This is a genomic window from Streptomyces sp. NPDC005281, assembly GCF_040607495.1.
GTDB lineage: Bacteria > Actinomycetota > Actinomycetes > Streptomycetales > Streptomycetaceae > Streptomyces.
This window is the reverse complement of sequence record NZ_JBEXGX010000014.1, coordinates 118347-141799: the sequence shown is the minus strand read 5'-3', so window position 1 is coordinate 141799 and position 23453 is coordinate 118347. Positions and strand designations below refer to the sequence as shown.

Below are 23453 nucleotides of genomic sequence, written 5' to 3'. Positions count from 1 at the left end.
GGCCTCCGTGCACGCCCTGAAGAAGAACCGTCCGCTGCGACGGGTGACGCTGGCGGCCGCCGCCACGGTCACCGGTTTCGTCCTGCTGCTGTCGCTGAAGCCGCACACACCGCCCGCACCGGCAGCTGCCTCGTCGTCCGCGGGACATTCCTCCTCCTCTGGCGACTCGTCCTCGGGCGGCTCGTCCTCGGGCGGTTCCTCCGGGAACTCCTCGGGAAGCTCATCGGGAAGCTCATCGGGAACGTCCGGAGGCTCGAAGAGCAGGGGGACCCGGACCGTCACCGGCGATACGGTGCAGACCCGTTGGGGTCCGGTCCAGGTCCGGATCACGCTGAAGGACGGCCGGATCACCGAGTCCGCCGCGGTCGCCTATCCTTCGGAGAATCCCCGGGACCAGGAGATCAACAGTTACGCGATTCCCCAGCTCAGACGAGAGGCACTGGCCGCGCAGAGTGCCCGGATCGACTCGGTGTCCGGAGCCACCTACACCAGCGACGGATACAAGCGGTCACTTCAGTCCGCACTCGACTCGGCGGGCCTCTGAACGCACGGGCGTCGTGGACCGTATCTCTGGGCCAGGGAGTCACTCCCCTCACCCCGTCTCTCCAGGACGAACACGGAGGAACCGTGTCCACGATCGCCGGTGGTCGCGCCGCGCGGCGCCAGACCATGCGCCGAATCCGCCCTCGCCGCTCGCCCGCCGTCCCGCTGTTGATCGCCGTATGGGCCGGCGCCGCCGCCGTCCTGTGGCTGTGGTGGAACAACACCCCGTCCATCGCGGACAACAACGGCAGGATCCTCAACGCCGGCCGTATCACCGGGCTGCTCGCCGGATATCTGATGGCGCTCGTGGTGCTCCAGATGGCCCGCGTCCCCGCCCTCGAACGCCGGGTGGGTTCCGACCGGGTGGCGCGCTGGCACGCGATGACCGGCCGCTACACCATCTGCATGGTCCTCGCCCACCTCTTCCTGACGATGTGGGGCTACGCCCTCCAGTCCGGCAAGGGGCTCGGCGGGATCGTGCAGCAGACCATCGACTCGGTCAACCAGCTGCCCGACATGGGCAAGGCCGCCATCGGCACGGGTCTGCTCGTGCTCATCGGCTTCATCTCCGTCGGCTGGCTGCGCCGGCTGATCCCGTACGACACCTGGTACCACGTCCACCTGCTGACGTACGCCGCGGTGTTCCTGACGTTCTGGCACCAGCTGTCCACCGGCAACGACTTCGCGGTGGAACCCGTCGCCAAGACCGTCTGGTACGGGCTCTACGGATCGGTGACAGCGCTGGTCATCTGGTACCGAATCCTTTCTCCGGTCCGGCTGAACCTGAAGCACCGGATGCGGGTCCAGGCGGTCATCGAGGAGACGCCCGGCATCGTGTCCGTGCTGATCAGCGGCCGCAAGCTGCACCGGATGGGCGCCGAGGCCGGACAGTTCTTCCGCTGGCGCTTCCTGGCGCCCGGGATGCGTTTCAGCTCCCACCCGTACTCGCTCTCGGCGGCGCCCCGCCCCAACATGCTGCGCATCACCGTCAAGGCGATCGGCGACCACAGCGCCGCCCTGCGTGACCTGGAGCCGGGCACACGGGTCTGGGCCGAGGGCCCGTACGGCGCGCTGACCGCCGGCAAGCGCAGCCGCGGCAAGGTGCTCCTGGTGGCGGGCGGTGTCGGCATCACCCCGATGCGGGCGCTGTTCGAGACCCTCCCCGGCGCCTCCGGCGACCTCACCCTGCTCTACCGCGCCAACACCACCCAGGACCTGGCCCTGTGGGACGAGCTCGCCGCCATCTCCAAGGAGCGCGGGGCGCGTCTGATGTACGCGGTGAACAGCCCCGAGGGCGAACGCCCTGACATCTCGGCCGACTCCCTGCGCCGCAAGCTGCCCGACATAGACCACCACGACGTCTTCATGTGCGGGCCGCCCGGCTTCGCGCAGGAGGTCTACGAAGCACTGCGCGGCGCGGGGGTCCCCGCCCGCCGCATCCATCACGAGTCGTTCGAGATGTGAGCGACGGGAGTCAGGAACGATGAAGAAGAATCACCCCATCCGCCGCTTCGTGCTGGCGAGCGCCGCCACCGTGTCCGGGATAGTGCTGCTGCTGGCGCTCAAGCCGGCCTCCGACCCGGCCGCCGCGTCGACGCAGGCCGGCGCGGCGCCCCAGCAGACGGCGGACGCGCAGGGCTCGCCCCAGGGCGGCACCGCTCAGCAGACGGGCACCGGCACCGTCCTCGGTGACGTGGTGCGGACCGAGTACGGGCCGGTCCAGGTGCGGCTCACCATGAGCGGCGGCAAGATCACCAAGGCGGACGCGGTCCAGGCCCCCTCGGGCGGGACCAGCGACCAGAAGACCGCGCTCTCGGTGCCCAAGCTCAACCAGGAGGCCGTCACGGCCGGCAGCGCCCGGATCGACAGTGTCTCCGGCGCGACCTACACCAGCGAGGGCTACAAGAAGTCCCTCCAGTCGGCGCTGGACAAGGCGAAGACCGCCGGGGGCGCGTCGGGCTCCGCCGGGTCCGCGGGCTCCGCCGGGTCATCCGGGTCCTCGGGCAAGGCCTCCGCGGCCCCGGCCGCGCAGGCCCGCGTCGTCACCGGGACCGTGTCCGACACCCAGTACGGCCCGGTCCAGGTCCGGCTCACCCTCTCCGGCAAGAAGATCACCAAGGCCGAGGCGATCCAGGCCCCCAAGGGCGGGACCAGCGACCAGAAGACCGCGCTCTCGGTGCCCAAGCTCAACCAGGAGGCCGTCACGGCCGGCAGCGCCCGGATCGACAGTGTCTCCGGCGCGACCTACACCAGCGAGGGCTACAAGAAGTCCCTCCAGTCGGCCCTGGACAAGGCCGGTGTCTGAGCCCGCGCAGGACGCTCCCCAGGAGCTGCGCCACGCCGAGGAGGTGATGGGCACGGTCTTCTCCTTCGACGTGCGCGGCGGTGAACCCGCGGCCGTGAGAACGGCGTTGGAGGAGGCGATCGCCCGACTCCATCGCGTGGACGAGGTGTTCAGCACCTACCGCGAGGACAGCCAGATCTCGCGGCTGGTACGCGGAGAGCTCACCGTCGAGGAGTGCGACCCCGAGGTCGCCGAGGTCCTCGAACTGGGCGCCGAGGCCGAGCGCGTCAGCGACGGCTGGTTCAGCACGCGTTACGAGGGACAGCTCGACCCCACGGGGATCGTCAAGGGCTGGGCGGCCGAACGCGCGGCCCTGCATCTCGCCGCGGCCGGGGCGAGCGGAGTGAGCGTCAACGGCGGCGGCGACGTCCAGCTGAGCGGCGTCCCCGGGCCGAACCGCCCCTGGCGGGTGGGCGTGTCCGACCCGCTCCGTCCGGGCTCGCTGGCCGCGGTGATCTCCGCGGCCGGCGTCGACGAGCTGGCCGTCGCGACCTCGGGCACCGCCGAACGCGGCGCCCATATCGTCGACCCGCGGACCGGGAAGTCGGCGGTCACCGACCTGCTGGCCGTGACCGTGGTGGGCCCCCGCCTGACCTGGGCGGACGCCTGGGCGACCGCGGCCTTCGCGATGGGCTCGCGGGCGGGCCTCGACTGGCTGGAGTCGCTTCCCGACGTGGAGGCCCTGCTCATCACGGCCGGCAACGAGGTCCGGTGCACGGGAGGCCTCGCCCAGCGCCTGGGCTGACCGGCGCCCGCGTCAGGGCGTACGACGGTGCATACGACGGTGGAGGCGCGCCCCGCTGCGGGGCGCGCCTCCACCGTCGTACGGATCAGTGATCGTTCTGGGCCAGCCGCAGCAGATGATCGGCCAGCGCCTGACCGCCCGTCGGGCTCCGGCTGATCAGCATCAGGGTGTCGTCCCCCGCGATCGTGCCGAGGATGTCGTGCAGCTCCGCCTGGTCGATGGCCGAGGCGAGGAACTGGGCGGCCCCGGGCGGGGTGCGCAGCACCACGAGATTGGCCGAGGCCTCCGCGGAGATGAGCAGCTCCCCGGACAGCCGGCGCATCCGCTCCTCCTTCGCCGACTCCCCCAGAGGCGCGCGCGGAGTGCGGAACCCGCCCTCGCTCGGTACCGCGTAGATCAGGTCGCCTTCGTTGTTGCGGATCTTCACCGCGTTGAGCTCGTCGAGGTCCCGGGAGAGCGTCGCCTGGGTGACGTTCAGCCCGTCGTCGGCGAGAAGCTTCGCCAACTGGCTCTGTGAGCGCACCGGTTGCCGGTTGAGGATGTCCACGATCCGGCGGTGGCGTGCGGTGCGGGTCTGCGGCACGGCAGGCCCTGCGTGCCCGTGGTCCTGCGCCTGACTCATCGTCGTCGTCCCATTTCCCGGAATCACCCGTCCCCGTTGGCTGCGTCGAGGATGCCGGGAAGGGCCCGGAGGAGCGCGTCCACCTCGTCGTCGCCGAGGTTCAGCGGCGGCATCAGCCGTACGACATCGGGTGCGGGCGCGTTCACCAGGAGACCGGCGTCCTGAGCCGCCCGCTGCACCTGGGGAGCGAGCGGCTCGTTGAGCACGATACCCAGGAGCAGTCCGGCTCCCCTGACGTGGTCGATCAGCGGATGGCCGGAACCGTCTCCGAGGCCCTCGATCCCGTCCCGCAGCTTCTCGCCTGCGCGCTTCACGTTCTCCAGGAGCCCCTCGGACTCGATCGTGTCGAGCACGGCGAGTCCGGCGGCGCAGACGACCGGATTGCCGCCGAACGTCGTTCCGTGGTGGCCCGGCTCCAGCAGCCCGGCGGCGCGGCCGAAGGCGACGGTGGCACCGAGCGGCAGACCCCCGCCCAGCCCCTTGGCGAGCGTGACGATGTCGGGCAGGACGCCTTCGTGGGCCTGGTACTCGAACCAGTGGCCGGTGCGGCCGATACCGGTCTGCACCTCGTCCAGGACGAGCAGGGCGCCACGGGCCGCGGTGATGGCGCGGGCCGCCTTCAGGTAGCCCGGGGGCGGTACCACGACGCCGTTCTCGCCCTGGATCGGCTCGATGATCACCAGCGCGGTGTCCTCGGTGACCGCCTCGGCGAGGGCCTGCGCGTCACCGTACGGGACATGGGTGACGTCGCCGGGCAGTGGCAGGAAGGGTTCCTGCTTGCCGGGCTGGCCGGTGAGCGCGAGGGCGCCCATGGTCCGCCCGTGGAAGCCGCCGGTGGTGGCGACCATGTGGGTCCGGCCGGTCAGCCGGCCGATCTTGAAGGCACCCTCGTTGGCCTCGGCGCCCGAGTTGCAGAAGTACACCCGGCCCTCGCGGCCGAAGAGCTGGAGCAGCCGTTCGGCGAGGGCGACGGGCGGTTCGGCGATGAAGAGGTTGGAGACATGGCCGAGGGAGCCGATCTGCCGGCTCACGGCCTCGACGATGGCGGGGTGGCCGTGTCCGAGGGCGTTGACCGCGATGCCGCCGACGAAGTCGAGGTACTCGTTGCCGTCGGCGTCCCACAGTTTCGTTCCGGCACCGCGGACGAGGGGCAGCCGCGGGGTGCCGTAGTTGTCCATGAGCGCGCCCTGCCACCGCCGGGTGAGCTCCGCGTTCGTCGTGCTGCCGGTCATTCGGCGTCTCCCGCTTCCTCGTCGTCCGGCACGACCATCGTGCCGATGCCCTCGTCGGTGAAGATCTCCAGCAGGATCGAGTGCTGGACCCGGCCGTCGATGACACGGGCGGTGGTGACGCCGTTGCGTACGGCGTGCAGGCACCCCTCCATCTTCGGCACCATGCCGCTGGCCAGATCGGGAAGCAGCTTCTCCAGCTGGGAGGCGGTGAGGCGGCTGATCACCTCGTCGCTGTCGGGCCAGTCCTCGTAGAGTCCCTCGACGTCCGTGAGGACCATGAGTGTCTCGGCACCCAGTGCGGCAGCGAGTGCCGCAGCCGCCGTATCAGCATTGACGTTGTAGACATGTCCGTCGTCCTGGCTCCGGGCGATCGAGGAGACGACCGGGATACGACCGTCGGCGAGCAGTGCCTCGATCGCGCCCGTGTCGATCGCGGTGATCTCACCCACCCGCCCGATGTCGACCAACTCGCCGTCGATCCGGGGCAGATGCTTGGTGGCGGTGATGGTGTGCGCGTCCTCGCCGGTGAGACCGACGGCGAGCGGTCCGTGCTCGTTGAGCAGTCCGACCAGCTCGCGCTGGACCTGTCCGGCCAGCACCATGCGGACGACGTCCATCGCCTCCTCGGTGGTGACGCGCAGGCCGGCCTTGAACTCGCTGACGATGCCGTGCCGGTCGAGGGCCGAGCTGATCTGCGGACCGCCGCCGTGCACGACGACCGGCCGCAGGCCCGCGTGGTGCAGGAAGACGATGTCCTGGGCGAAGGCGGCCTTCAGCTCGGTGTCGATCATGGCGTTGCCGCCGAACTTGACGACGACGGTCTTGCCGTGGTGCCGGGTCAGCCAGGGCAGCGCCTCGATGAGGATCTGCGCCTTCGGCAGTGCGGTGTGCTTGCGGGTCACATTGCTCATGAGGAGTACGCGCTGTTCTCGTGGACGTAGTCGGCGGTGAGGTCGTTGGTCCAGATCGTGGCGGTCGCGTCGCCCGCGGCGAGGTCAGCGACGATGTGGACCTCGCGGTAGCGCATGTCGACGAGTTCGCGGTCCTCGCCGACCCCGCCGTTCTTGCAGACCCAGACACCGTTGATGGCCACGTTGAGGCGGTCCGGCTCGAAGGCGGCCCTGGTGGTGCCGATCGCGGACAACACACGTCCCCAGTTGGGGTCCTCGCCGTGGATCGCGCACTTGAGGAGGTTGTTGCGGGCGATGGAGCGGCCCACCTCGACGGCGTCGTCCTCGCTCGCGGCGCCCACGACCTCCACCTTGATGTCCTTGCTCGCCCCTTCGGCGTCCCGGATCAGCTGCTGGCCCAGGTCGTCGCAGACCGCGCGGACCGCCTCGGCGAACTCCGCCTGGTCCGGGGTGACTTCGCTGGCACCGGAGGCGAGCAGCAGCACGGTGTCGTTGGTGGACATGCAGCCGTCGGAGTCGACCCGGTCGAAGGTGGTACGGGTGGCCGCGCGCAGCGCCAGGTCCAGGCCCGCGGCGTCCACGTCCGCGTCGGTGGTGAGCACGACGAGCATGGTGGCCAGCCCGGGGGCGAGCATGCCGGCGCCCTTGGCCATCCCGCCCACCGTCCAGCCGGTCCCCGTCACGACGGAGGTCTTGTGCACGGTGTCGGTCGTCTTGATGGCGATGGCGGCCTTCTCGCCGCCGTGCGGGCCGAGCCCGGCGACGGCCAGATCGATGCCCGGAAGCAGCCTGTCCATCGGCAGCAGCACGCCGATGAGGCCGGTCGAGCACACGGCGACGCTGCCCGCGCCGATGTCACCGAGCGCCTCGGCGACCTTCTCGGCGGTGGCGTGGGTGTCCTGGAAGCCCTTCGGTCCCGTACAGGCGTTGGCGCCGCCCGAGTTGAGGACGACCGCGTTCAACTCGCCGCTCTTGAGGACCTGTTCCGACCACAGGACCGGCGCGGCCTTCACACGGTTGGAGGTGAAGACACCCGCGGCGGCGCGGCGCGGCCCGGTGTTGACCACGAGGGCCAGGTCCGGGTTGCCGTTCGCCTTGATCCCGGCGGCTACGCCGGACGCGGTGAATCCCTGTGCTGCCGTGACACTCACGGTGCGACTCCGATCGTGGAGAGCCCCAGGTCCTCGGGGAGGCCGAGGGCGAGGTTCATGCTCTGGACGGCACCGCCCGCGGTGCCCTTGGTGAGGTTGTCGATGGCGCTGATCGCGATGATGCGGTGCGCGGCGGCGTCGTACGCGACCTGGACCTGAACGGCGTTGGAACCGTAGACGGACGCCGTGGCCGGCCACTGTCCTTCGGGCAGGAGGTGGACGAAGGGCTCGTCGGCGAAGGCCTTCTCGTAGGCGGCCCGGACGGACTCGGCCCCGACTCCGGGCTTCGCCTTGGCGCTGCACGTGGCGAGGATGCCGCGGGGCATGGGCGCGAGGGTCGGGGTGAAGGAGACGGTGACGGGTTCACCGGCGGCCGCGGTGAGGTTCTGGATCATCTCCGGGGTGTGCCGGTGGCCGCCGCCGACTCCGTACGGGCTCATCGACCCCATGACCTCACTGCCGAGCAGGTGGGCCTTCGGCGCCTTGCCTGCGCCCGACGTGCCGGAGGCGGCGACGATCACGGCCTCGGCCTCCGCCAGCCCCGCCGCGTAGGCGGGGAACAGGGCCAGCGTGGCGGCCGTCGGATAGCAACCGGGTACCGCGATGCGCTTGGACCCCTCCAGCGCGGCGCGGGCACCCGGCAGTTCGGGGAGGCCGTACGGCCAGGTCCCGGCGTGGGCGGATCCGTAGAACCGCTCCCAGTCGGCCGGGTCCTTCAGCCGGAAGTCGGCGCCCATGTCGACCACGAGGACGTCGGGGCCGAGCTGCTCGGCGACCTCGGCGGACTGACCGTGGGGCAGCGCGAGGAACACCACGTCGTGGCCGCGCAGTTCCTCGGCGGTGGTCGTGGTGAGGACGCGGTCGGCGAGCGGCAGCAGATGGGGCTGGATCCCGCCGAGCCGCCGGCCGGCGTTGGAGTTGCCGGTCAGGGTGCCGATCTCGATCTCGGGGTGCGTCAGGAGCAGGCGCAGCAGTTCCCCGCCCGCATACCCACTCGCTCCCGCCACCGCCGCACGCATCGCCATGGAACCCTCCTCTTGGATGGCATGACTATACGTTTCGCTGCACGTTTATGCAATCCTCTTCGATCCGTCCGGCACCACATGATCGGGCCCGAAGGAAATGCGCAAGCCGTTCCGATGAATTCCGATCAAAGCCTGGCATCCGCTTCGCCGGGGGCCGGCGGCTTGGAACCATCCCCCGCATGCGTCTCCCCCGGGCCCCGCACAGGGCTCTCCTCCTCTGCGTCGCCGCGGCGACGCTCGCCGCCTGTTCCGCGTCCGGCTCCGGCTCCGCGGACCGGTCGCCGGGCGCCCCGGGGGCGGTCCGGTCCGGCAGCGCCTCACCCTCCGGCGCGGCGGACTCGCGGCGGTCGGTCCTGACCTTCGCCGGGGTGACACCGCTGGGGGCCGAGGCCGCGCGCCGGACGGCGGACCGTATGCGGGCGCGGGCCGAGGCGCTGGGGCTCGAGGACGTACACGTCGAGGAGCGCGAGGGCGGGGTCACCGTCATGGGCCGCACCGCCGACGAGAAGCGTCTGACGGGGCTGGGCGCGTCCGGCCGGCTCGGCTTCCGCCCCGTCCTCGCGGAGGAGACGTCCGGTGCGACGCCGGTGCCGTCCCCCAGTGCCGACCCCGCGCGGGGCCGCGCCGTCACCGAAGGGCTGCGCCCCCGTGCCGCCGGGTCCGCCAGCGCGAGCGCCGGGCCCGCTCCGGCCGAGGGGGACGCGGCGGACGCGGCGCTCCGGGCACGCTTCGTGGCACTGGACTGCTCGGCACGGGAGAAGCCCGCGGCCGAGCCGGAGGCCGCCGCACGGGACTCCGTCGTCGCCTGCGGGACCGACGGCGGCGGATCGGCCTCGCGCGCCAAGTTCGCTCTGGGACCGACGGCGGTGGAGGGAACCCACGTCTCCTCGGCCAGGGCGGTGCACGACGAGCAGGGCGCGGGCTGGCTCGTACGCCTGGCCTTCGACTCCGTGGGCGCCCGGCAGTTCTCCGCCCTGACGGCGACACTGTGCGTGAACACCTCGCCGCAGAACCAGATGGCCATCGTCCTGGACGGCGCCGTGATCTCCGCCCCGTCCGTCGCTCAGCGGCTCGACGGCGGCACCGCCGACATCTTCGGAAGCTTCACCCGGGAGTCCGCCGAGCAGCTCGCCGTCACCCTCGGCTCGGGCGCGCTCCCGGAACCCGTGTCCGTCACCGGTGTGACCCGGCTCCCGCACGCATAGAAGAGGTGCCGTACGAGCCGTACGGCACCCTGTCCCGCAACCCTGGAGGAACGACTGTGTCATCGTCGTCGTCCGCGCACTGGAGCGCGTACGAGATCTTCGCCGTCCTGTCGGGAATCATCCTGATCGGAGCGGCCTTCGTGCCCGGCGTCTCGGTCAAGGATCGCGTCTGGGCCGCCCTGGGCGGGATCTTCCTCACCTGTTACGGGTGGTACGTCGCCCACCGGACGACGGGCACGTTCCAGTTCCCCGTCGTCATCTTCCTGATCCCGCCGGGCGCGGTGATCTACCTGCTCGTCAAGGCGTTCGGCCACTCGGGCGGCCAGGCATCCCCGCCCGGCGCGAGCGGCTCCCCAGCACCCGGCTCCGACGGGCGCGACACCCCGGGGACCGGCGGCTGAGACCGCCGGAGGGATGCCTCGGGTGCCGCCCGGTGGCATCCCCCGGGCGGCACCTCGGGTCAGGGGCGCTCGGCGTCCCGGTCCGCGTTCTTCTGCTTGATGCGCGCCGACTCCTTGCGGACCTCCGCCTGGGTGGCGCGCTCACGCCGCAGCCACCCGGGGTCCTCCGTCTTCAGCGCCTCGATCTGGTCGGTGGTGAGCGCCTCGCTGACGCCGCCGCGGGCGAGGCCCGCGATGGAGACACCGAGCTTGGCGGCGACGACCGGCCGCGGGTGCGGGCCGGTACGGCGCAGTTCCTGGAGCCAGGCGGGCGGGTCGGTCTGCAACGCGTTCAGCTCGGCACGCGAGACGACACCCTCCTGGAACTCGGCGGGTGTGGCCTCGAGGTGCACACCCAGCTTCTTCGCCGCGGTGGCGGGCTTCATGGTCTGGGCGGTCTGCTGCGAACTCATGGGGTCAAGGGTATCGAGCGCACGGGCCCCCGCCGACCATCGCGGGTACGGCGACGACGGCCGCGCCGGGTAATCTGACGTGGTGACCGGCTCCGAAGCATCCCCCTCCTTCAGGCTCGCCTATGTTCCGGGGGTGACGCCCTCGAAGTGGGTGCGGATCTGGAACGAGCGGCTGCCCGGCGTGCCCCTGGCCCTCGTCCCGGTGTCCGCCGACGAGGTGTGCGACGTCCTGCGGCGCGGCGACGCCGACGCGGGCTTCGTCCGGCTGCCGGTCGACGCGGCCGATCTCAGCGCGATCCCCCTCTACACCGAGACGACGGTCGTCGTGGTCCCCAAGGATCACATCGTGGCGGCGGTCGAGCAGGTCTCCGGCGAGGATCTCGCCGACGAGATCGTGCTGCACCCCCTCGACGACCCGCTGGAGTGGGAGCGCCTGCCGGGCAGGCCCGCGCTGGAACGGCCCGCCGGCACCGCGGACGCCGTCGACCTCGTCGCGGCGGGCATCGGGGTCGTGATCGTCCCGCAGTCCATCGCCCGGCTCCACCACCGCAAGGACCTCACCTTCCGGACGGTCACGGACGCCCCCGAGTCGCGTGTCGCGCTGGCCTGGCCCGAGGAGCGGACGACCGACAGGGTGGAGGACTTCATCGGCATCGTGCGCGGCCGCACGGTCAACAGCACCCGCGGGCGTTCCCAGACCCAGCAGTCGGCGGAGGAGAAGGACCGGGGCGCGGCGAAGTCCGGCAAGTCCGCTGCCCGGAAGCCGGACACGGGCGGCGGCGCCCGGCGCAAGCCCGCGCCCGGCAAGGGCGGTGGCAGGGCCACGGCCAAGAACTCCCGTGGCGGCGGCACCGGTGGCCCCAAGGGCGGCGCGAAGCGCGGCAAGCCCCGCCGCGGTTCCTGACCCGCGCCCACTCTCGGCTCAGCCCCACCGCAGTTCCTGACCCGCGCCCACTCTCGGCTCAGCCCCACCGTGGTTCCTGACCCACGCCCGCTCTCGGCTCAGCCCCGCCAAGTTCCGGCTCAGGGTTCCGAGTTCGGGTTCCGGGGTCGGTTCCCGTTGCGGTTCCGGCGGTGCTTGACCTGGAGCGCGCTCCAGGTTCTACGGTTGCTTCATGAGCGGCGGACAGCACCTCCCACGCACCCCGGAGTCGACTCTCACGATCGCGCAGGTCGTCGAACGCACCGGCCTCTCGCACGACACGCTGCGGTACTACGAGAAGGCCGGTCTGATCGAACGGGTCGGCCGGAGCACCGGGAACCAGCGCCGGTACCTGGCGGCCGATCTCGCCTGGCTCGAGTTCCTGATCCGGCTGCGGGAGACCGGCATGCCGATCGCGGAGGTACGGCGGTTCGCCGAGCTGCGCTCCGGGGGCGACACGACGGTCCCCGAACGGCTGGCGATGCTCCGGGAGCACAGCGCCGGCCTCAAGGACCGGATCCGCGCGCTGCGCCGCAACGCGTCCGCCCTCGACGACAAGATCGACCACTACGAACGGCTGCTGGAGCGGCCGGGATCGGACGACGCGACATGAGCGACACCGTGAACAGCACCGGGTCCACCACCCGCGAGGAGCGTTTCGAGCACGGCCTGAAGGTCCTCGACCGGGTGGACGGCGAGTCCGGCCGGCGGGTGGTCGGCGCGCTCGGGGACATCAGTCCGGAACTGGGCCACCAGATCGTCGCCTGGGGCTTCGGCGACATCTACGACCGGCCCGGACTCGCGCCGCGCGACCGCCAGTTGGTCACCCTCGGCATGCTGACCGCGCTCGGCGGCTGCGAGCCCCAGCTGGAGGTGCACGTCAACGCGTCGCTGAACGTGGGGCTCTCCCCGGAGCAGATCGTCGAGGCGCTGCTGCACTCCGCCGTCTACTGCGGCATGCCGAAGGCGATCAACGCGACCCTGGTCGCGAAGAAGGTGTTCGGCGAGCGCGGGCTGCTGCCCGCCGCAGAGAACTCCACGGCGGGCCCGGCCGCCGCCTGATCCCCGGGATGCGCCGACTGCGCCCTGCTCGACACGGCGGTCGGCTGCCGTCGGCCGGGACGGCAGGATGGGGGCGGGCCGGCGCGCGTCGAAGGGGCGTGCCGCATCGGACGGGACGGAGATCGGGACGGCATGGGCGAGTTCTGGCCGGTGGAGGACGTGCTGACGTACCTGGGCGGGAGCTGGCGGGTCGAGCGCACCGTGCGGGACCTCGCGAGCGACGCCGAGGGGCGCTTCACCGGCACGACGGTCTTCGGTCCGCTGGACGGGGGCGGGCTGCTGCACCGGGAGTCGGGCACGTTCATGTGGCAGGGCGTCGCGCGGCCCGCCGAGCGGACCCTGCGGTTCCTGCCGGGAGACGGCCCAGGAACGGCTCTCGTACGGTTCTCCGACGGCCGCCCGTTCCACGGCCTGGACCTGACGAGCGGGCACTGGATCGCCGACCACCCGTGCTCGGCGGATCTCTACCGGGGCGAGTTCACCGTCCGCGACGAGGACCACTGGAGGTCCGTCTGGCGGGTGCGCGGGCCCGCGAAGGACCTGGTGCTCACCACCGGCTACGCGCGCCTGGCCTGAGCGGGCGCTCCGTCGACGCGTAGATTCCAGCGGCCGGCGTGGCCGGTCACCGTGATCGCCGACAGGGGACGGACGTCTATGTTCCAGTACGTCGACGGCGGCGCTTTCAGCGCGTAGACCAGCGCGGCCCGTACGACCGACGGCTCGGCCACCGCGACGATGCTGCCGCCGTCCTCCCCCGGCCGGGTGTCGAGCCAGGCGCCGACCCGGGCGATGAAGGCCAGCAGGCTCTCACCGCCGTGGGGCGTGGAGCGCGGATCGGAGAGCCAGGAGTCCACGGCCTCGGGCTCACGGGCCATGGCCTCGCCCAGGGTGAAGCCCCGCCAGCGGCCCATGTCGCAGTCACGCAGGGCGAGCTGGACGAGGGGGGCGTAGCCGAGGACGTCACCGGTGGCCCGGCTGCGGGGCGTCGGCGCGCAGTAGCGCAGTTCGGCCGCCGCCAGCGACAGCAGTCCCGCGGCGGCGCGCTGCGCTTCTTCCCATCCCGCCTGGTCGAGCGGCCGGTCGTCCTCGAAGCGCTCCGCGAGCAGCGCGGAGCTGCGTGCGGCGGCGACGAACGTGACCCGAAGATGCATGCGCAGATCGTGGAGCGCGGGACCCCGCAGGTCAAGGGCGTTACGCAGAGTATCCGAATATTCACGCGACAATCAGCCTCTGGCCTGTGCCCCGACTGCGCGGACTCCCCGGATTCGGCCTTCCCGCCGACGCGGCCCCGTGACTCCGGGTGGCGCGGGGCCGCGTCGCGTCCGGCGCGGGGTCGCGTCGCGTCCGGCTCAGGCCCGCACCTCGTCGTAGGCCGCCGCCAGCCGCCGTACGCCCTCCGTGATCTCCTCCGTCCCCGCCACCGCCGCGAAGCTCAACCGGATCTGCGCGGCCGGGGGTTCGGCACTGTAGTAGGGGCGGCCCGGGGTCACGGCCACCCCCGCGCGCAGGGCGGCGGCGGTGAAGACGGACTCGTCGGTGCCGTCGGGCAGCCGCGCCCACAGGTGGTAGCCGCCGAACGGGATGTGGGGCAGGGCGAGTTCGGGGAGCCGTAGCCGCAGTGCGGCGGTCATGGTGTCGCGCCGGGTCTTCAACTCGGCCGAAACCGTGCGCAGATGGCGCGGCCAGGCCGGCGATCCGACGAGTTCGAGCGCGGCCTCCTGGAGCGGGCGCGGCACGAAGAAGGTGTCGACGACCTGGATGGCGCGCAGCCGCTCCAGCACCGGACCGCGTGCCACCAGGGCGCTCACCCGGAAGCTCGGCGAGGTCGCCTTGGTCAGGGAACCGACGTGCACCACGACTCCGTCGGGGTCCTCGGCGGCCAGCGGACGCGGCAGCGGGCCCGCGTCCTCGTGCACCAGGCGGCGTACGAAGTCGTCCTCGACGACGAAGGCTCCGGCATCCCGCGCGATGCGCAGCACCTCGCCGCGCCGCCCGGGAGCGAGCACGGCGCCGGTCGGATTCTGGAACAGCGGCTGGCAGACGAAGACGCGCGCGCCGGTCGCCTTGAAGGCGTCGGCCAGGAGCTCGGGTTTCACCCCGTCGGGGTCGACGGGGACCGGAACGGGACGAAGCCCGGCGGCGCGGGCGATGGCCAGCATGCCCGGATACGTGGGCGACTCGACCAGGACGGGGGCGCCGGGCGGCGCGAGGGCGCGCAGGGCGGTCGTCAGAGCGGTCTGGCCGCCCGCCGCGACCAGCACGTCGGCGGCGCCGATCGCCCCGCCGATACCGCGCGCGAACCACTCGCGCAGTTCGGGCAGTCCCTCCATGGGCGGCCGGGACCAGGCGCCGGGGCGGCGGCCGGCCCGGGAGAGGGCCGCGCCCATCGCCCGCTCCGGCTGGAGCGAGGGGTGCAGATAGCCGCCGTTGAACTCGACGACCCCGGGCGGCGGCGCGGCGAGCGAGACGAGAACGCCGGAGGCGTCCACGGTGCGGGGAACGGCCTCGGTGGCGGCGTCCGCGCTCAGCGCGATCTCCTGCCAGGACGTGTCGCCGGTGGAGGTGACCGCGGGCCTGGGCCGCGCCCGGAAGGCACCCGCACCGGGCCGGGTGACCACGAGTCCCTCGGCGGCCAGTTGCGCCAGCGCCCGTGACACCGTCACCGGGCTCACCCGGAACCGCTGGACGAGTGCCCGGCTGGACGGCAGCTTTCCACCAGGAGAGTAGCGGTCCAGCTCCTTCCGCAGTCTGTCCGCCAGGTCGCCCACACTGCTACGCTTATACATGAGAGCACAGAGTAGCGCTACCGCCCCGACCGGGATAGCGGTCAGCACCGACACCGAGACCCCGGCCGCCGCCTTGTCCCGGAGTCCCGCTCCGGCGGACCGCCGCGCGGGCACCCTTCAGGCGGCTCTGGGTGTCACCGCCTTCTCCCTCACCTTTCCCGCGACCGCCTGGGGCCTCACGGGCTTCGGCCCCTGGTCGCTGGTGACCGTGCGCTGCGTCCTCGCGGCCGTTCTCGCGGGCGGCTGTCTGCTGGCGCTTCGGGTCCCGAGGCCCGCCCGGCGGCATCTGGCGGGCCTCGCCGTCGTCGCCGCCGGTGTCGTCCTCGGCTTCCCGCTCCTGACGACCCTCGCCCTGCGGACGTCGACCACGGCCCACGCCGCCGTCGTCGTCGGGCTGCTGCCGCTCACGACGGCGCTGTTCTCGGCGCTGCGCACGGGCGCACGGCCGTCCCGGACGTTCTGGCTGGCGGCCTGCGCGGGCGCGGCGGCCGTGATCGCGTTCACCGTGCAGCAGAGCGGCGGTGCCCTGACCGGTGCGGACGCCTATCTCTTCGGGGCCCTGCTGATCTGCGCGGCGGGCTACACCGAGGGTGGCCGGCTGGCCCGGGTGATGCCGGGCTGGCAGGTCATCGGCTGGGCTCTGGTCCTGTGCCTGCCGCTCAGCGTTCCGGGCGCGCTGCTCGCGCTGTCGTACGAGCCGGTGCAGCTGACGGCGCACAGCGTGGCCGGGGTGCTGTGGGTGGCGGCGGGTTCGCAGTTCCTCGGCCTGGTCGCCTGGTACCGGGGGATGGCGTCGATCGGGATTCCCAAGGCCAGCCAGTTGCAGCTGGCCCAGCCGCTGCTCACACTGGTGTGGTCGGTACTGCTCCTGGGCGAGCGGCTCACCCCGGCGGCGCCTCTGACGGCGGCCGCCGTCCTCGTCTGCATCGCTCTGACCCAGCGGGCACGGGGCTGACCGGCACGCAGGGGCCGGGCCGACCCGCGCCGCGGGCCTGCGTTTCAAGGCCACGAACCGTTGCTCCCGTACGGACGAGGAGACCGCTCAGATGCACGCAACCAAAGGCGACCAGCTGGTGCAGCACGGCAGGACCGTCGGCCAGCACGACAAGGTCGCGGAGATCACCGAGGTCATGGGAGCGGAAGGCTCTCCCCCCTACCGCGTGCGGTTCGAGGACGGTCACGAGGCCGTCTGCTCGCCGGGCCCGGACTCCGAGATCCGTCACCGGGACATGCCGCAGTAGGACGACAGCAGGACGAGTGGGACGGGTGCCGGCGGGCCCTCAGAGCGGGGGCTTCGCCGGCTGCCGGTAGTGGTCGGCGACCACCCGTGCCATCGCGCCGATCCGGTCGGCGCGGGCCTCCGAGGCCGCGAAGAAGACATGCCCGCGTACTTCCGGTTGGCTGCGGGCGAGGGCGAGATGGCGGGAGAGTTCGGCGGGGTCCTGCCAGGCGGCGGGCTGCGCCGGGTCGCCCGCCTTGTACAGCGCCTCGCCCGCGTACAGCTGCACTCCCGTGCCCCGGGCCACCCGCGCCCACCAGGGCAGCAGCTGCGCGTAGTCGGCGGCGGCGAAGCCGATGTTCCAGTACAGCTGGGGGCAGATGTAGTCCACCCAGCGCTCCCGGACCCACTTCCTGGTGTCGGCGTACAGGTCGTCGTAGGTCTCGACGCCGGCCCGGGTCGGTGAGCCGAGCGGGTCGGTCGAGGCGTTGCGCCAGACCCCGAAGGGGCTGATCCCGAAACGGACCCCGGGGCGGGCCTTCCTGATGCCCGCCGCCATCTCCAGCACCAGCCGGTCGATGTTGTGCCGCCGCCAGGCCGCCCTGCCCGGGAAGCCCGCGCCGTGTTCGGCGTACGCCGCGTCGTCGTCGAAGCGCTCGCCGCGCACCGGGTACGGATAGAAGTAGTCGTCCCAGTGCACACCGTCGACCGGGTACCGGCGCACCGCGTCGAGCATCGCGGCCCGGACGAACGTGCGGACCGGGGGCAGTCCGGGGTTGTAGTAGAGCTTCCCGCCGTACCGCACGGTCCAGTCGGGGTGGAGACGCGCGGGGTGCGAGGGAGCGAGCCGGCCGGGGTCCGGCTGCCCCGAGACGCGGTACGGGTTGAACCAGGCGTGCAGTTCCAGGCCGCGCGCGTGGGCCTCCCGTACCGCGGTGCCGAGCGGGTCCCAGCCGGGATCCCCGCCCTGGACGCCGGTGAGGTAGCGGGACCAGGGCTCGTACGGCGAGGGCCACAGCGCGTCGGCGGCGGGACGGACCTGGAGGAACACGGCGTTGAGGCGCAGGCGCACCGCCGTGTCCAGATGGGCGAGCAGTTCGGCGCGCTGAAGGGCTGGGCTCAGGCCGGTGCGGGAGGGCCAGTCACGGTTCGAGGCCGTCGCGAGCCACATCCCCCGCATGGCGCGCGGGGCCGCCGCCGACCGGTGCGGCGCGGCCGTGTCCTGGGCGGCCGCGGCGTCCCCCGCCGTACCGCATCCCGACAGCGTCGCGAGCGCGGCCACCGCGAACGCCCGGCGTGGCAGTCGCCCCATATCCGTACCCCCTACGTTGCGGATTGACTTGATCACGGACCGTATCGGCACCCAGCATGCACCACCCCGACGATCGATCATCGATACTTGGGAGTAACGTGCACGTTCGGAGCAGGGACCGAACAACGGACGACCTGCCGGGCCGTACGGATCAGCGAAGGGGACGATGTGACCGACATCGAACGCGTCGGAGTGGTGGGCTGCGGCCAGATGGGAGCGGGCATTGCCGAGGTGTGCGCCCGCGCCGGACTGGACGTCAAGGTCGCCGAGACCACCGGCGAAGCCCTGGAGATCGGCCGGACCCGGCTCTTCTCCTCCCTCTCCAAGGCGGCCGAGCGCGGAAAGATCTCCGAGGACGAGCTCAAGGCCACCCAGGACCGGCTGAGCTTCACCACGGACCTCGGCGAGTTCGCCGACCGTGACCTGGTGATCGAGGCCGTCGTCGAGAACGAGCAGGTGAAGACCGAGATCTTCCAGGTGCTCGACCAGGTGATGACCAGGCCGGACGCGATCCTGGCCTCCAACACCTCCTCGATCCCGCTGGTGAAGCTGGCCGTCGCGACCTCGCGTCCGGACCAGGTCATCGGCATCCACTTCTTCAACCCGGCCCCGGTGCAGCAGCTCGTGGAGCTGATCCCGGCGCTGACCACCTCCGAGGGCACGATCGGCCGCGCCCAGCTGTTCGCCGAGAAGGCGCTCGGCAAGCACGCCATCCGCGCCCAGGACCGCTCGGGCTTCGTCGTCAACGCGCTGCTGATCCCGTATCTCCTGTCCGCGATCCGGATGTTCGAGTCGGGTATGGCCAGCCGCGAGGACATCGACAACGGCATGGAGATGGGCTGCGCCCACCCGATGGGCCCGCTCAAGCTGTCCGACCTGATCGGTCTCGACACGGTGGCCTCGGTCGCGTACTCGATGTACGAGGAGTACAAGGAGCCGCTGTACGCCGCTCCCCCGCTGCTCCAGCGCATGGTCGACGCCGGCCGCCTCGGCCGCAAGTCCGGTTCGGGGTTCTACAGCTACGGCTGACCAGGCCGGACACCGGCTGAACAGCCGTTCCGTTCCCCGGAGTTCGCGCGGGCCCGGCACCTTCCACGGTGCCGGGCCCGCGTCGTTCACACGCCGTGTGCGCACCGGGCTCGCATATGCCCCGCGCACACTCTCCCCACGTGTCCACCAGGCGAGTTGACTTTCCGTGCACGGACAGGGGATGTGCCAACCACGGAAAGGAGCGGACTCGTGACCGCCGACCCAGGGCATCCCGCGGCACCGAAGGAACTCGCGGAGTTACGCCGGTCTCTCGAAGTGGGGTTCACCCGCATCGAGGGAGGACTGGCACTGCTCACCCAGCGCGACGACCAGACGGCCAAGGATCTCGACGACCTCAGCACCCGGATCGTCGCGCTAGAACACACCCGCTGGCCCCTGCCCACCGTCGCCGTCGTCGCGGCCGTGGGCGCACTGGCCGTGGCGGTCTGGCAGGCTCTCGGCCACTAGAGCCGGGGACGCGATGAGGGGGCGGATCAGGGCAACGCGTCCTGCCCGAGCCTGAGATGGTGCAGGAGGAGCAGTGCGGCCGCCATGTTGGCGGCCGGGACCTCACCACGGGCGACCATGTCGGGGACGAGCTTCAGGGGTACCCATTCCCGGCGGTCGGACTCGAAGTCGTCCACGGGGTGTCCGATGTACGCGCCCTCGTCGGCCCAGTAGATGTGATGCCGGGCGTCGGTGAGCCCGTTGGAGGGCTCGACACTCATCAGATGCCGCAGGGGTCCCGGCCGCCACCCGGTCTCCTCCTCCAGTTCCCGGGCCGCCGCCACGGCGATGTCCTCGCCGTCCTCCACGACGCCCGCCGGGAGCTCCCATCCCCAGCTGTCGGTGATGAAGCGGTGCCGCCACAGGAGCAGTACCTCGTTGGCCTCGTTCACCACCGTGGCCACGGCGACGGGCCGCAGCCGTATCAGGAAGTGATCGAGATGCCGCCCGTCCGGCAGCTCCACATCTGCGAGATTGACGCTGAACCAGCGGTTTTCATACACAGTTTGTTCGTTCTGTTTCGTCCACTGCACGGTTCTGCCACCTTCCGCCGAGTGATGGCAATATCGCAGCAGCGGCCTCCCGGCAGCAGGGCTCACTGGGGTCGGGGCGCAGCACAGTGACGGTGGACGCGGCCGGGCGAAACGGTGGCCCGCGTTCCGGTGCCGCCCCACCGCGGCACTCCGGCCCGGCGCGCGATGCGGCTTTCCCGCGCGCTGCCTAGAGCGGTACGCGCAGTGCGCCGTCGATGAGTTCAGCGGCCTCGTTCGTGCCCGCGCAGCCGCTGCGCACCAGGTGTTCGCGTACCGCGCGGAGTCTGTCGCGCAGCCGCTGGGACTCCATTCCCCGGGCCTGTTCCGCCATCTGCACGGCCGTCGCGACCGCCTTGTCGGCGTTGCCCTGGCGCAGTTCGATCTGGCTGAGCATGGCCAGCCGGTGCACACGCCCCCGGTCGTGCGCCGGAGTGTCGACCGCGGCCGCGGCGTGCTCCGCGGCGGCAACGAGGTCGCCGAGGCTGAGCAGTGCCTCCGCCACCTGTACGTTGACCAGTCCCGGCTGGACATAGCCGGTCTCGTCGGGCTCGTACCCGCGCCGGATGCGCTCGGCGGCCTGCTCGGCACGCCGGATGCAGGACAGCGCGCTGCTGCCGTCGCCGAGGTGTGCGTACGCCTTGGCCTGCATGGCGTAGAGGTCGGAGGCGAGCGCGGGCGTGATGTCCCGCCCCGCGGCGCGCAGCGCGGCCTCGGCGAAGGCGACCGCCTGCCGGTACTCGCGCATGAACAGCGACTGGTTGACCAGCAGGGCTATGACATACGCGCCAAGTCCCCTGTCGTTGCTGGCCTTTGCCAGACGCAGCGCCTGATGGAAGTAGCGCTGAGCGAGTCCGTGCGCGTCGGAGTCGTACGCGCAGATACCCGCGATGGCCACCAAGCCGCCCGTCGCCCGGTGGAGTTGGCGGCCGGTGGCGTCGGTGTAGCTGCCGCGCAGCAGGGGCGCGGTCTCGGAGTTGAGGAAGCCGACTATGCGGGTGCGGGTCGCTATGCCCCCGGCCTTGCGGTACATCTGCTCGTAGTGGGCCCGCGCCGCGCGCAGCATCTCGATGTCGGCCATGCTGACCCGGTGGCGGCCACCACGGGAGACGTCCGCGTCCTCGGGCGGGTTCTCCCACTCCCACACGGGCATCACGGCCGGGGTTCCGGTGACGGCCGGCGCGCCGAGTATGTGCGGGCGCTGCTGTTCGTCGGAGCGCCACAGAGCGGTGGCGCGTTCGACGAAGCCGGACAGCGAGCCCGTGTGCGGGGCGGCGGGTTCGCCCGGGACCCCGAGGCCGATGTCGTCGAGCGTGACGGGCCGGTGCAGCCGCACCGCGAGCACCTCGCAGATGAGGTCGGGGACTTGGCCGCGCGGCCGCTGGCCCTTCAGCCAGCGCGCCACGGCGGTGTGTTCGTAGCGCAGCGCGAGTCCGCGGGCCCGGCCCGCCTGGTTGACGTGGGCGGCGAGTCCCGCGTGCGAGATGCCCGCCTCGTCGAGGATCGCGTCGAGCAGAGTGTTGGGCTGCATGGGAGGCCCCCCGGGTGGCTCGTTGCCGACGGCGCCGGTCGCGCGGGCCACGCCCGACCGCACCAGAGAGAGTAGTGCGTCCCCTTTCACACGGGGTGTGATGGGAATGCCCGTATCCGCGCTGTGCGCGCGCTGTCGCGGAGGGTTTCGCACCGGTTGACTGAAATGCCTCGCAAGAGGCCGGCCGGGCCGCCGGCTCCCCCTCGTACAGTGCGGCGGCCCGCTCCGCGCCGTCCGCCCGGCCGCCTGCCCGACACTCCGTGGCCGGGCGGACGGCAGAGCCGGTCCGGCCGGGGCGACCGCGGGACTCCGGTCGTCCGGGTGCGGGTCCCGTGGCCGGTCGTCCCCGGGAACGCGCGGGCGGAGCGCATGCCGGTGTCGCCCGTGCCCGCCGCAGGCGTGCGGGACAGCCGTCATCGAGGCACGTGCTGGGACACCCGGCCCTGGCGCAGGGCGAGGGGCCGGCGGTCGTTGCGCAGCACCAGCAGGGCCACGTCGTCGTCGGGCCGGCCGCCGGTGTGGCGCAGCAGACCCGTGAACACCGCGCGCAGCACGGCCTGCGGTACGACGGGCCCGTCGCGGACGGCCGCCGTGAGTGCCGGGAGCAGGGGGAAGAACCGCCCGCGTGCGTCCCGCGCGTCCTCGGCGCCGTCGGTGTGCAGGAAGAGCCCCTCGCCGGGTCCGAGCCGGCCGCAGGGTTCGGCCGGGAGACAGGCCGGCAGCGGGAACAGCCCGAGCGGCGGCAGCGGTTCGGCGCGCACGAGGGGCCGGACGCGGCCCCTGGCGAGCAGATACGGCCAGGGATGGCCGCAGTTGAGGGCGTACACCTCGCCATCCCCGCGGATCTCCAGCAGCAGGACGGTGACGAACTCCTCGGCCGCGTGGCTTTCGGGGCCGGGTCCGGCGGAGGAGTGTTCGGCCGCCCGGTCCCGTTCGCGCAGATGCCGGGCCAGCGCCCGTTCGAGTCTTCTGAGAACGCCGCCGAGTTCGGGTTCGTCGTGCGCGGCCTCGCGAAAGCTGCCGAGGACGGCGGCGGCGGCCCCGATGGCACCCAGTCCGTGGCCCCGGACGTCCCCCATCACGACCCGCACGCCGTGTTCGGTGGCGATCGCCTCGTACAGATCGCCGCCGATGCTCGCGCCGTGGTCCGCGGAGAGCTGGGCCGCGGCGATGTCCAGCCCGTCGATGCGCGGTGGCAGCGGGCGCAGCAGGACGCTCTGCGCGGCCCCGGCGACCTTGCGGATCTGCCGGAGTTCGCGCAGCAGCGCTCTTCTGACGTGGAGTATCAGACCGGCGCCGACCGCGAAGAAGACGGCGCTGGTGACGATGCGGGCACCGAGCCCGTGCTGCTGCGCGAGCGGACAGGCCATCTTGTACGAGATCGCCAGCGCGCCCCAGACCGCGGGCAGCCCGAGGTTCAGCGCCCGGCGCAGCGGCGGCCGGCCGGCGGTGCGCCGGACCCGGTGGCCGAGGCCGCCGCGCTTGCGGCGGCCGCAGTCCTCACGGGTGACCCCGGTGCGGGGTCCGCGACCGCGCACGGCCCGGTCGAATCCGGCTCTCAGCCGGTCGCGGCGGCGACGCGGCCCGAAACCCGCTCTGGCCGGGTTCGGCGAATGCGTCCGGAGCGTCGCCCTGCGGGGAGCCCCAGCCTTGATACGGATCATGCCGATTGGCCCCCCAATAGGCACGGACAGCGCAGACGGCCTCGGAGAGACCGCTCCGAATTCTGTCGACCGCCCGACCCGGGCGGGCCGGATCGCCCGGACATGTCACCCGAATGAGTGAGGTGTCTTCGGACAGCCGCATTTATGCAGGCAGGAGCCGGGGAACCACCCGTTCCCGGCAGGCCCGAGCCGGAGGAACCACCCTTGGCTCCAGGCAGGCCGGAGTCGAGCGGAACCACCCGCTCCGGGCATACCGAAGC

The 23453-nt window shown here is 72.2% G+C and carries 26 protein-coding genes; 14 read left to right on the top strand and 12 right to left on the bottom strand.

Annotated elements, in window-relative coordinates; translation table 11 throughout:
• The first annotated feature begins 7 nt into the window (after positions 1-7).
• The 4 genes from ABZV42_RS20980 to ABZV42_RS20965 all read left to right on the top strand — a co-directional run bounded on the left by ABZV42_RS20980 (position 8) and on the right by ABZV42_RS20965 (position 3632).
• Positions 8-544, top strand: a complete 537-nt coding sequence (locus tag ABZV42_RS20980) for an FMN-binding protein (protein ID WP_356053088.1) — start codon at positions 8-10, stop codon at positions 542-544.
• Between the two features lie 125 nt (positions 545-669).
• Entirely contained in the window at positions 670-2007 is a 1338-nt protein-coding gene (locus ABZV42_RS20975; RefSeq protein ID WP_355978429.1) for a ferredoxin reductase family protein, read from the top strand.
• Positions 2008-2026: 19 nt separating this feature from the next.
• Entirely contained in the window at positions 2027-2848 is an 822-nt protein-coding gene (locus ABZV42_RS20970; RefSeq protein WP_355978358.1) for an FMN-binding protein, read from the top strand.
• Complete coding sequence (locus tag ABZV42_RS20965) at positions 2841-3632, top strand: FAD:protein FMN transferase (protein ID WP_355978360.1); 792 nt, start codon at positions 2841-2843, stop codon at positions 3630-3632. Before ABZV42_RS20970 ends, ABZV42_RS20965 begins: the two co-directional genes overlap by 8 nt.
• Before the next feature lie 85 nt (positions 3633-3717).
• Here the strand turns inward: ABZV42_RS20965 and ABZV42_RS20960 are convergent, their stop codons facing one another.
• Genes ABZV42_RS20960 through argC form a run of 5 tightly spaced genes read right to left on the bottom strand, consistent with a single transcriptional unit; the run spans position 3718 to position 8573 of the window.
• A complete protein-coding gene (locus ABZV42_RS20960; RefSeq protein WP_355978362.1) occupies positions 3718-4254 on the bottom strand; it encodes an arginine repressor in 537 nt (178 codons plus the stop codon).
• A gap of 23 nt (positions 4255-4277) precedes the next feature.
• Positions 4278-5486, bottom strand: coding sequence for an acetylornithine transaminase (locus ABZV42_RS20955; RefSeq protein WP_356053087.1), 1209 nt, complete (start codon positions 5484-5486; stop codon positions 4278-4280).
• Positions 5483-6397 (bottom strand): acetylglutamate kinase, encoded by a 915-nt coding sequence (gene argB / locus ABZV42_RS20950; RefSeq protein ID WP_355978366.1) that lies wholly within the window; start codon positions 6395-6397, stop codon positions 5483-5485. Before argB ends, ABZV42_RS20955 begins: the two co-directional genes overlap by 4 nt.
• Positions 6394-7548, bottom strand: a complete 1155-nt coding sequence (argJ, locus tag ABZV42_RS20945) for a bifunctional glutamate N-acetyltransferase/amino-acid acetyltransferase ArgJ (RefSeq protein WP_356053086.1) — start codon at positions 7546-7548, stop codon at positions 6394-6396. Before argJ ends, argB begins: the two co-directional genes overlap by 4 nt.
• On the bottom strand, positions 7545-8573 hold the full coding sequence (gene argC / locus ABZV42_RS20940) for an N-acetyl-gamma-glutamyl-phosphate reductase (protein WP_355978370.1): 1029 nt from the start codon (positions 8571-8573) through the stop codon (positions 7545-7547). The genes argJ and argC overlap by 4 nt, the downstream gene beginning before the upstream one ends.
• A gap of 179 nt (positions 8574-8752) precedes the next feature.
• On the opposite strand from argC, the gene ABZV42_RS20935 reads away from it, so the two are divergent.
• Positions 8753-9778 carry a hypothetical protein gene (locus tag ABZV42_RS20935; protein WP_356053085.1) on the top strand — a complete coding sequence of 342 codons (1026 nt, stop codon included), beginning with the start codon at positions 8753-8755 and terminating at the stop codon, positions 9776-9778.
• 56 nt (positions 9779-9834) lie between these two features.
• Entirely contained in the window at positions 9835-10179 is a 345-nt protein-coding gene (locus ABZV42_RS20930) for a hypothetical protein (protein WP_356053083.1), read from the top strand.
• 59 nt (positions 10180-10238) lie between these two features.
• On the opposite strand, the gene ABZV42_RS20925 is transcribed toward ABZV42_RS20930, so the two are convergent.
• Entirely contained in the window at positions 10239-10631 is a 393-nt protein-coding gene (locus ABZV42_RS20925) for a DUF5997 family protein (protein WP_355978377.1), read from the bottom strand.
• A gap of 82 nt (positions 10632-10713) precedes the next feature.
• Between ABZV42_RS20925 and ABZV42_RS20920 the strand changes: the two genes are divergently transcribed.
• The 4 genes from ABZV42_RS20920 (at position 10714) to ABZV42_RS20905 (ending at position 13191) form a co-directional block, all read left to right on the top strand.
• Complete coding sequence (locus ABZV42_RS20920) at positions 10714-11535, top strand: LysR family transcriptional regulator substrate-binding protein (RefSeq protein ID WP_356053081.1); 822 nt, start codon at positions 10714-10716, stop codon at positions 11533-11535.
• 211 nt (positions 11536-11746) lie between these two features.
• Positions 11747-12166, top strand: coding sequence for a MerR family transcriptional regulator (locus ABZV42_RS20915; RefSeq protein ID WP_355978381.1), 420 nt, complete (start codon positions 11747-11749; stop codon positions 12164-12166).
• The gene (locus ABZV42_RS20910) at positions 12163-12615 is read left to right on the top strand and encodes a carboxymuconolactone decarboxylase family protein (RefSeq protein ID WP_355978383.1); all 453 of its coding nucleotides are present in this window, start codon (positions 12163-12165) and stop codon (positions 12613-12615) included. The genes ABZV42_RS20915 and ABZV42_RS20910 overlap by 4 nt, the downstream gene beginning before the upstream one ends.
• A 132-nt stretch (positions 12616-12747) precedes the next feature.
• The gene (locus ABZV42_RS20905; protein ID WP_356053079.1) at positions 12748-13191 is read left to right on the top strand and encodes a DUF6314 family protein; all 444 of its coding nucleotides are present in this window, start codon (positions 12748-12750) and stop codon (positions 13189-13191) included.
• On the opposite strand, the gene ABZV42_RS20900 is transcribed toward ABZV42_RS20905, so the two are convergent.
• Positions 13173-13766 (bottom strand): histidine phosphatase family protein, encoded by a 594-nt coding sequence (locus ABZV42_RS20900; protein WP_355978385.1) that lies wholly within the window; start codon positions 13764-13766, stop codon positions 13173-13175. The genes ABZV42_RS20905 and ABZV42_RS20900 overlap by 19 nt on opposite strands.
• A 198-nt stretch (positions 13767-13964) precedes the next feature.
• The gene (locus ABZV42_RS20895; protein ID WP_356053077.1) at positions 13965-15401 is read right to left on the bottom strand and encodes a PLP-dependent aminotransferase family protein; all 1437 of its coding nucleotides are present in this window, start codon (positions 15399-15401) and stop codon (positions 13965-13967) included.
• Here ABZV42_RS20895 and ABZV42_RS20890 point away from each other — a divergent pair.
• Complete coding sequence (locus tag ABZV42_RS20890) at positions 15400-16356, top strand: DMT family transporter (protein ID WP_355978390.1); 957 nt, start codon at positions 15400-15402, stop codon at positions 16354-16356. The two genes, ABZV42_RS20895 and ABZV42_RS20890, sit on opposite strands and share 2 nt — an antisense overlap.
• A 91-nt stretch (positions 16357-16447) precedes the next feature.
• Positions 16448-16642 carry a DUF1918 domain-containing protein gene (locus tag ABZV42_RS20885; protein ID WP_355978392.1) on the top strand — a complete coding sequence of 65 codons (195 nt, stop codon included), beginning with the start codon at positions 16448-16450 and terminating at the stop codon, positions 16640-16642.
• A 39-nt stretch (positions 16643-16681) separates the two neighbouring features.
• Here ABZV42_RS20885 and ABZV42_RS20880 read toward each other — a convergent pair whose 3' ends face one another.
• Positions 16682-17932 (bottom strand): family 10 glycosylhydrolase, encoded by a 1251-nt coding sequence (locus tag ABZV42_RS20880; RefSeq protein ID WP_356053075.1) that lies wholly within the window; start codon positions 17930-17932, stop codon positions 16682-16684.
• A 168-nt stretch (positions 17933-18100) separates the two neighbouring features.
• Between ABZV42_RS20880 and ABZV42_RS20875 the strand changes: the two genes are divergently transcribed.
• The gene (locus tag ABZV42_RS20875) at positions 18101-18961 is read left to right on the top strand and encodes a 3-hydroxybutyryl-CoA dehydrogenase (RefSeq protein WP_355978396.1); all 861 of its coding nucleotides are present in this window, start codon (positions 18101-18103) and stop codon (positions 18959-18961) included.
• Positions 18962-19171: 210 nt separating this feature from the next.
• Positions 19172-19429: a hypothetical protein gene (locus ABZV42_RS20870; RefSeq protein WP_355978398.1), complete on the top strand. Its 258-nt coding sequence runs from the start codon at positions 19172-19174 to the stop codon at positions 19427-19429.
• 26 nt (positions 19430-19455) lie between these two features.
• On the opposite strand, the gene ABZV42_RS20865 is transcribed toward ABZV42_RS20870, so the two are convergent.
• From ABZV42_RS20865 to ABZV42_RS20855, 3 genes are all read right to left on the bottom strand, one after another.
• Complete coding sequence (locus tag ABZV42_RS20865; protein ID WP_355978399.1) at positions 19456-20001, bottom strand: NUDIX hydrolase; 546 nt, start codon at positions 19999-20001, stop codon at positions 19456-19458.
• 187 nt (positions 20002-20188) lie between these two features.
• On the bottom strand, positions 20189-21529 hold the full coding sequence (locus tag ABZV42_RS20860) for a transcriptional regulator (RefSeq protein ID WP_355984549.1): 1341 nt from the start codon (positions 21527-21529) through the stop codon (positions 20189-20191).
• A 413-nt stretch (positions 21530-21942) separates the two neighbouring features.
• Complete coding sequence (locus ABZV42_RS20855; protein WP_355984554.1) at positions 21943-22899, bottom strand: PP2C family protein-serine/threonine phosphatase; 957 nt, start codon at positions 22897-22899, stop codon at positions 21943-21945.
• Between the last annotated feature and the right edge of the window lie 554 nt (positions 22900-23453).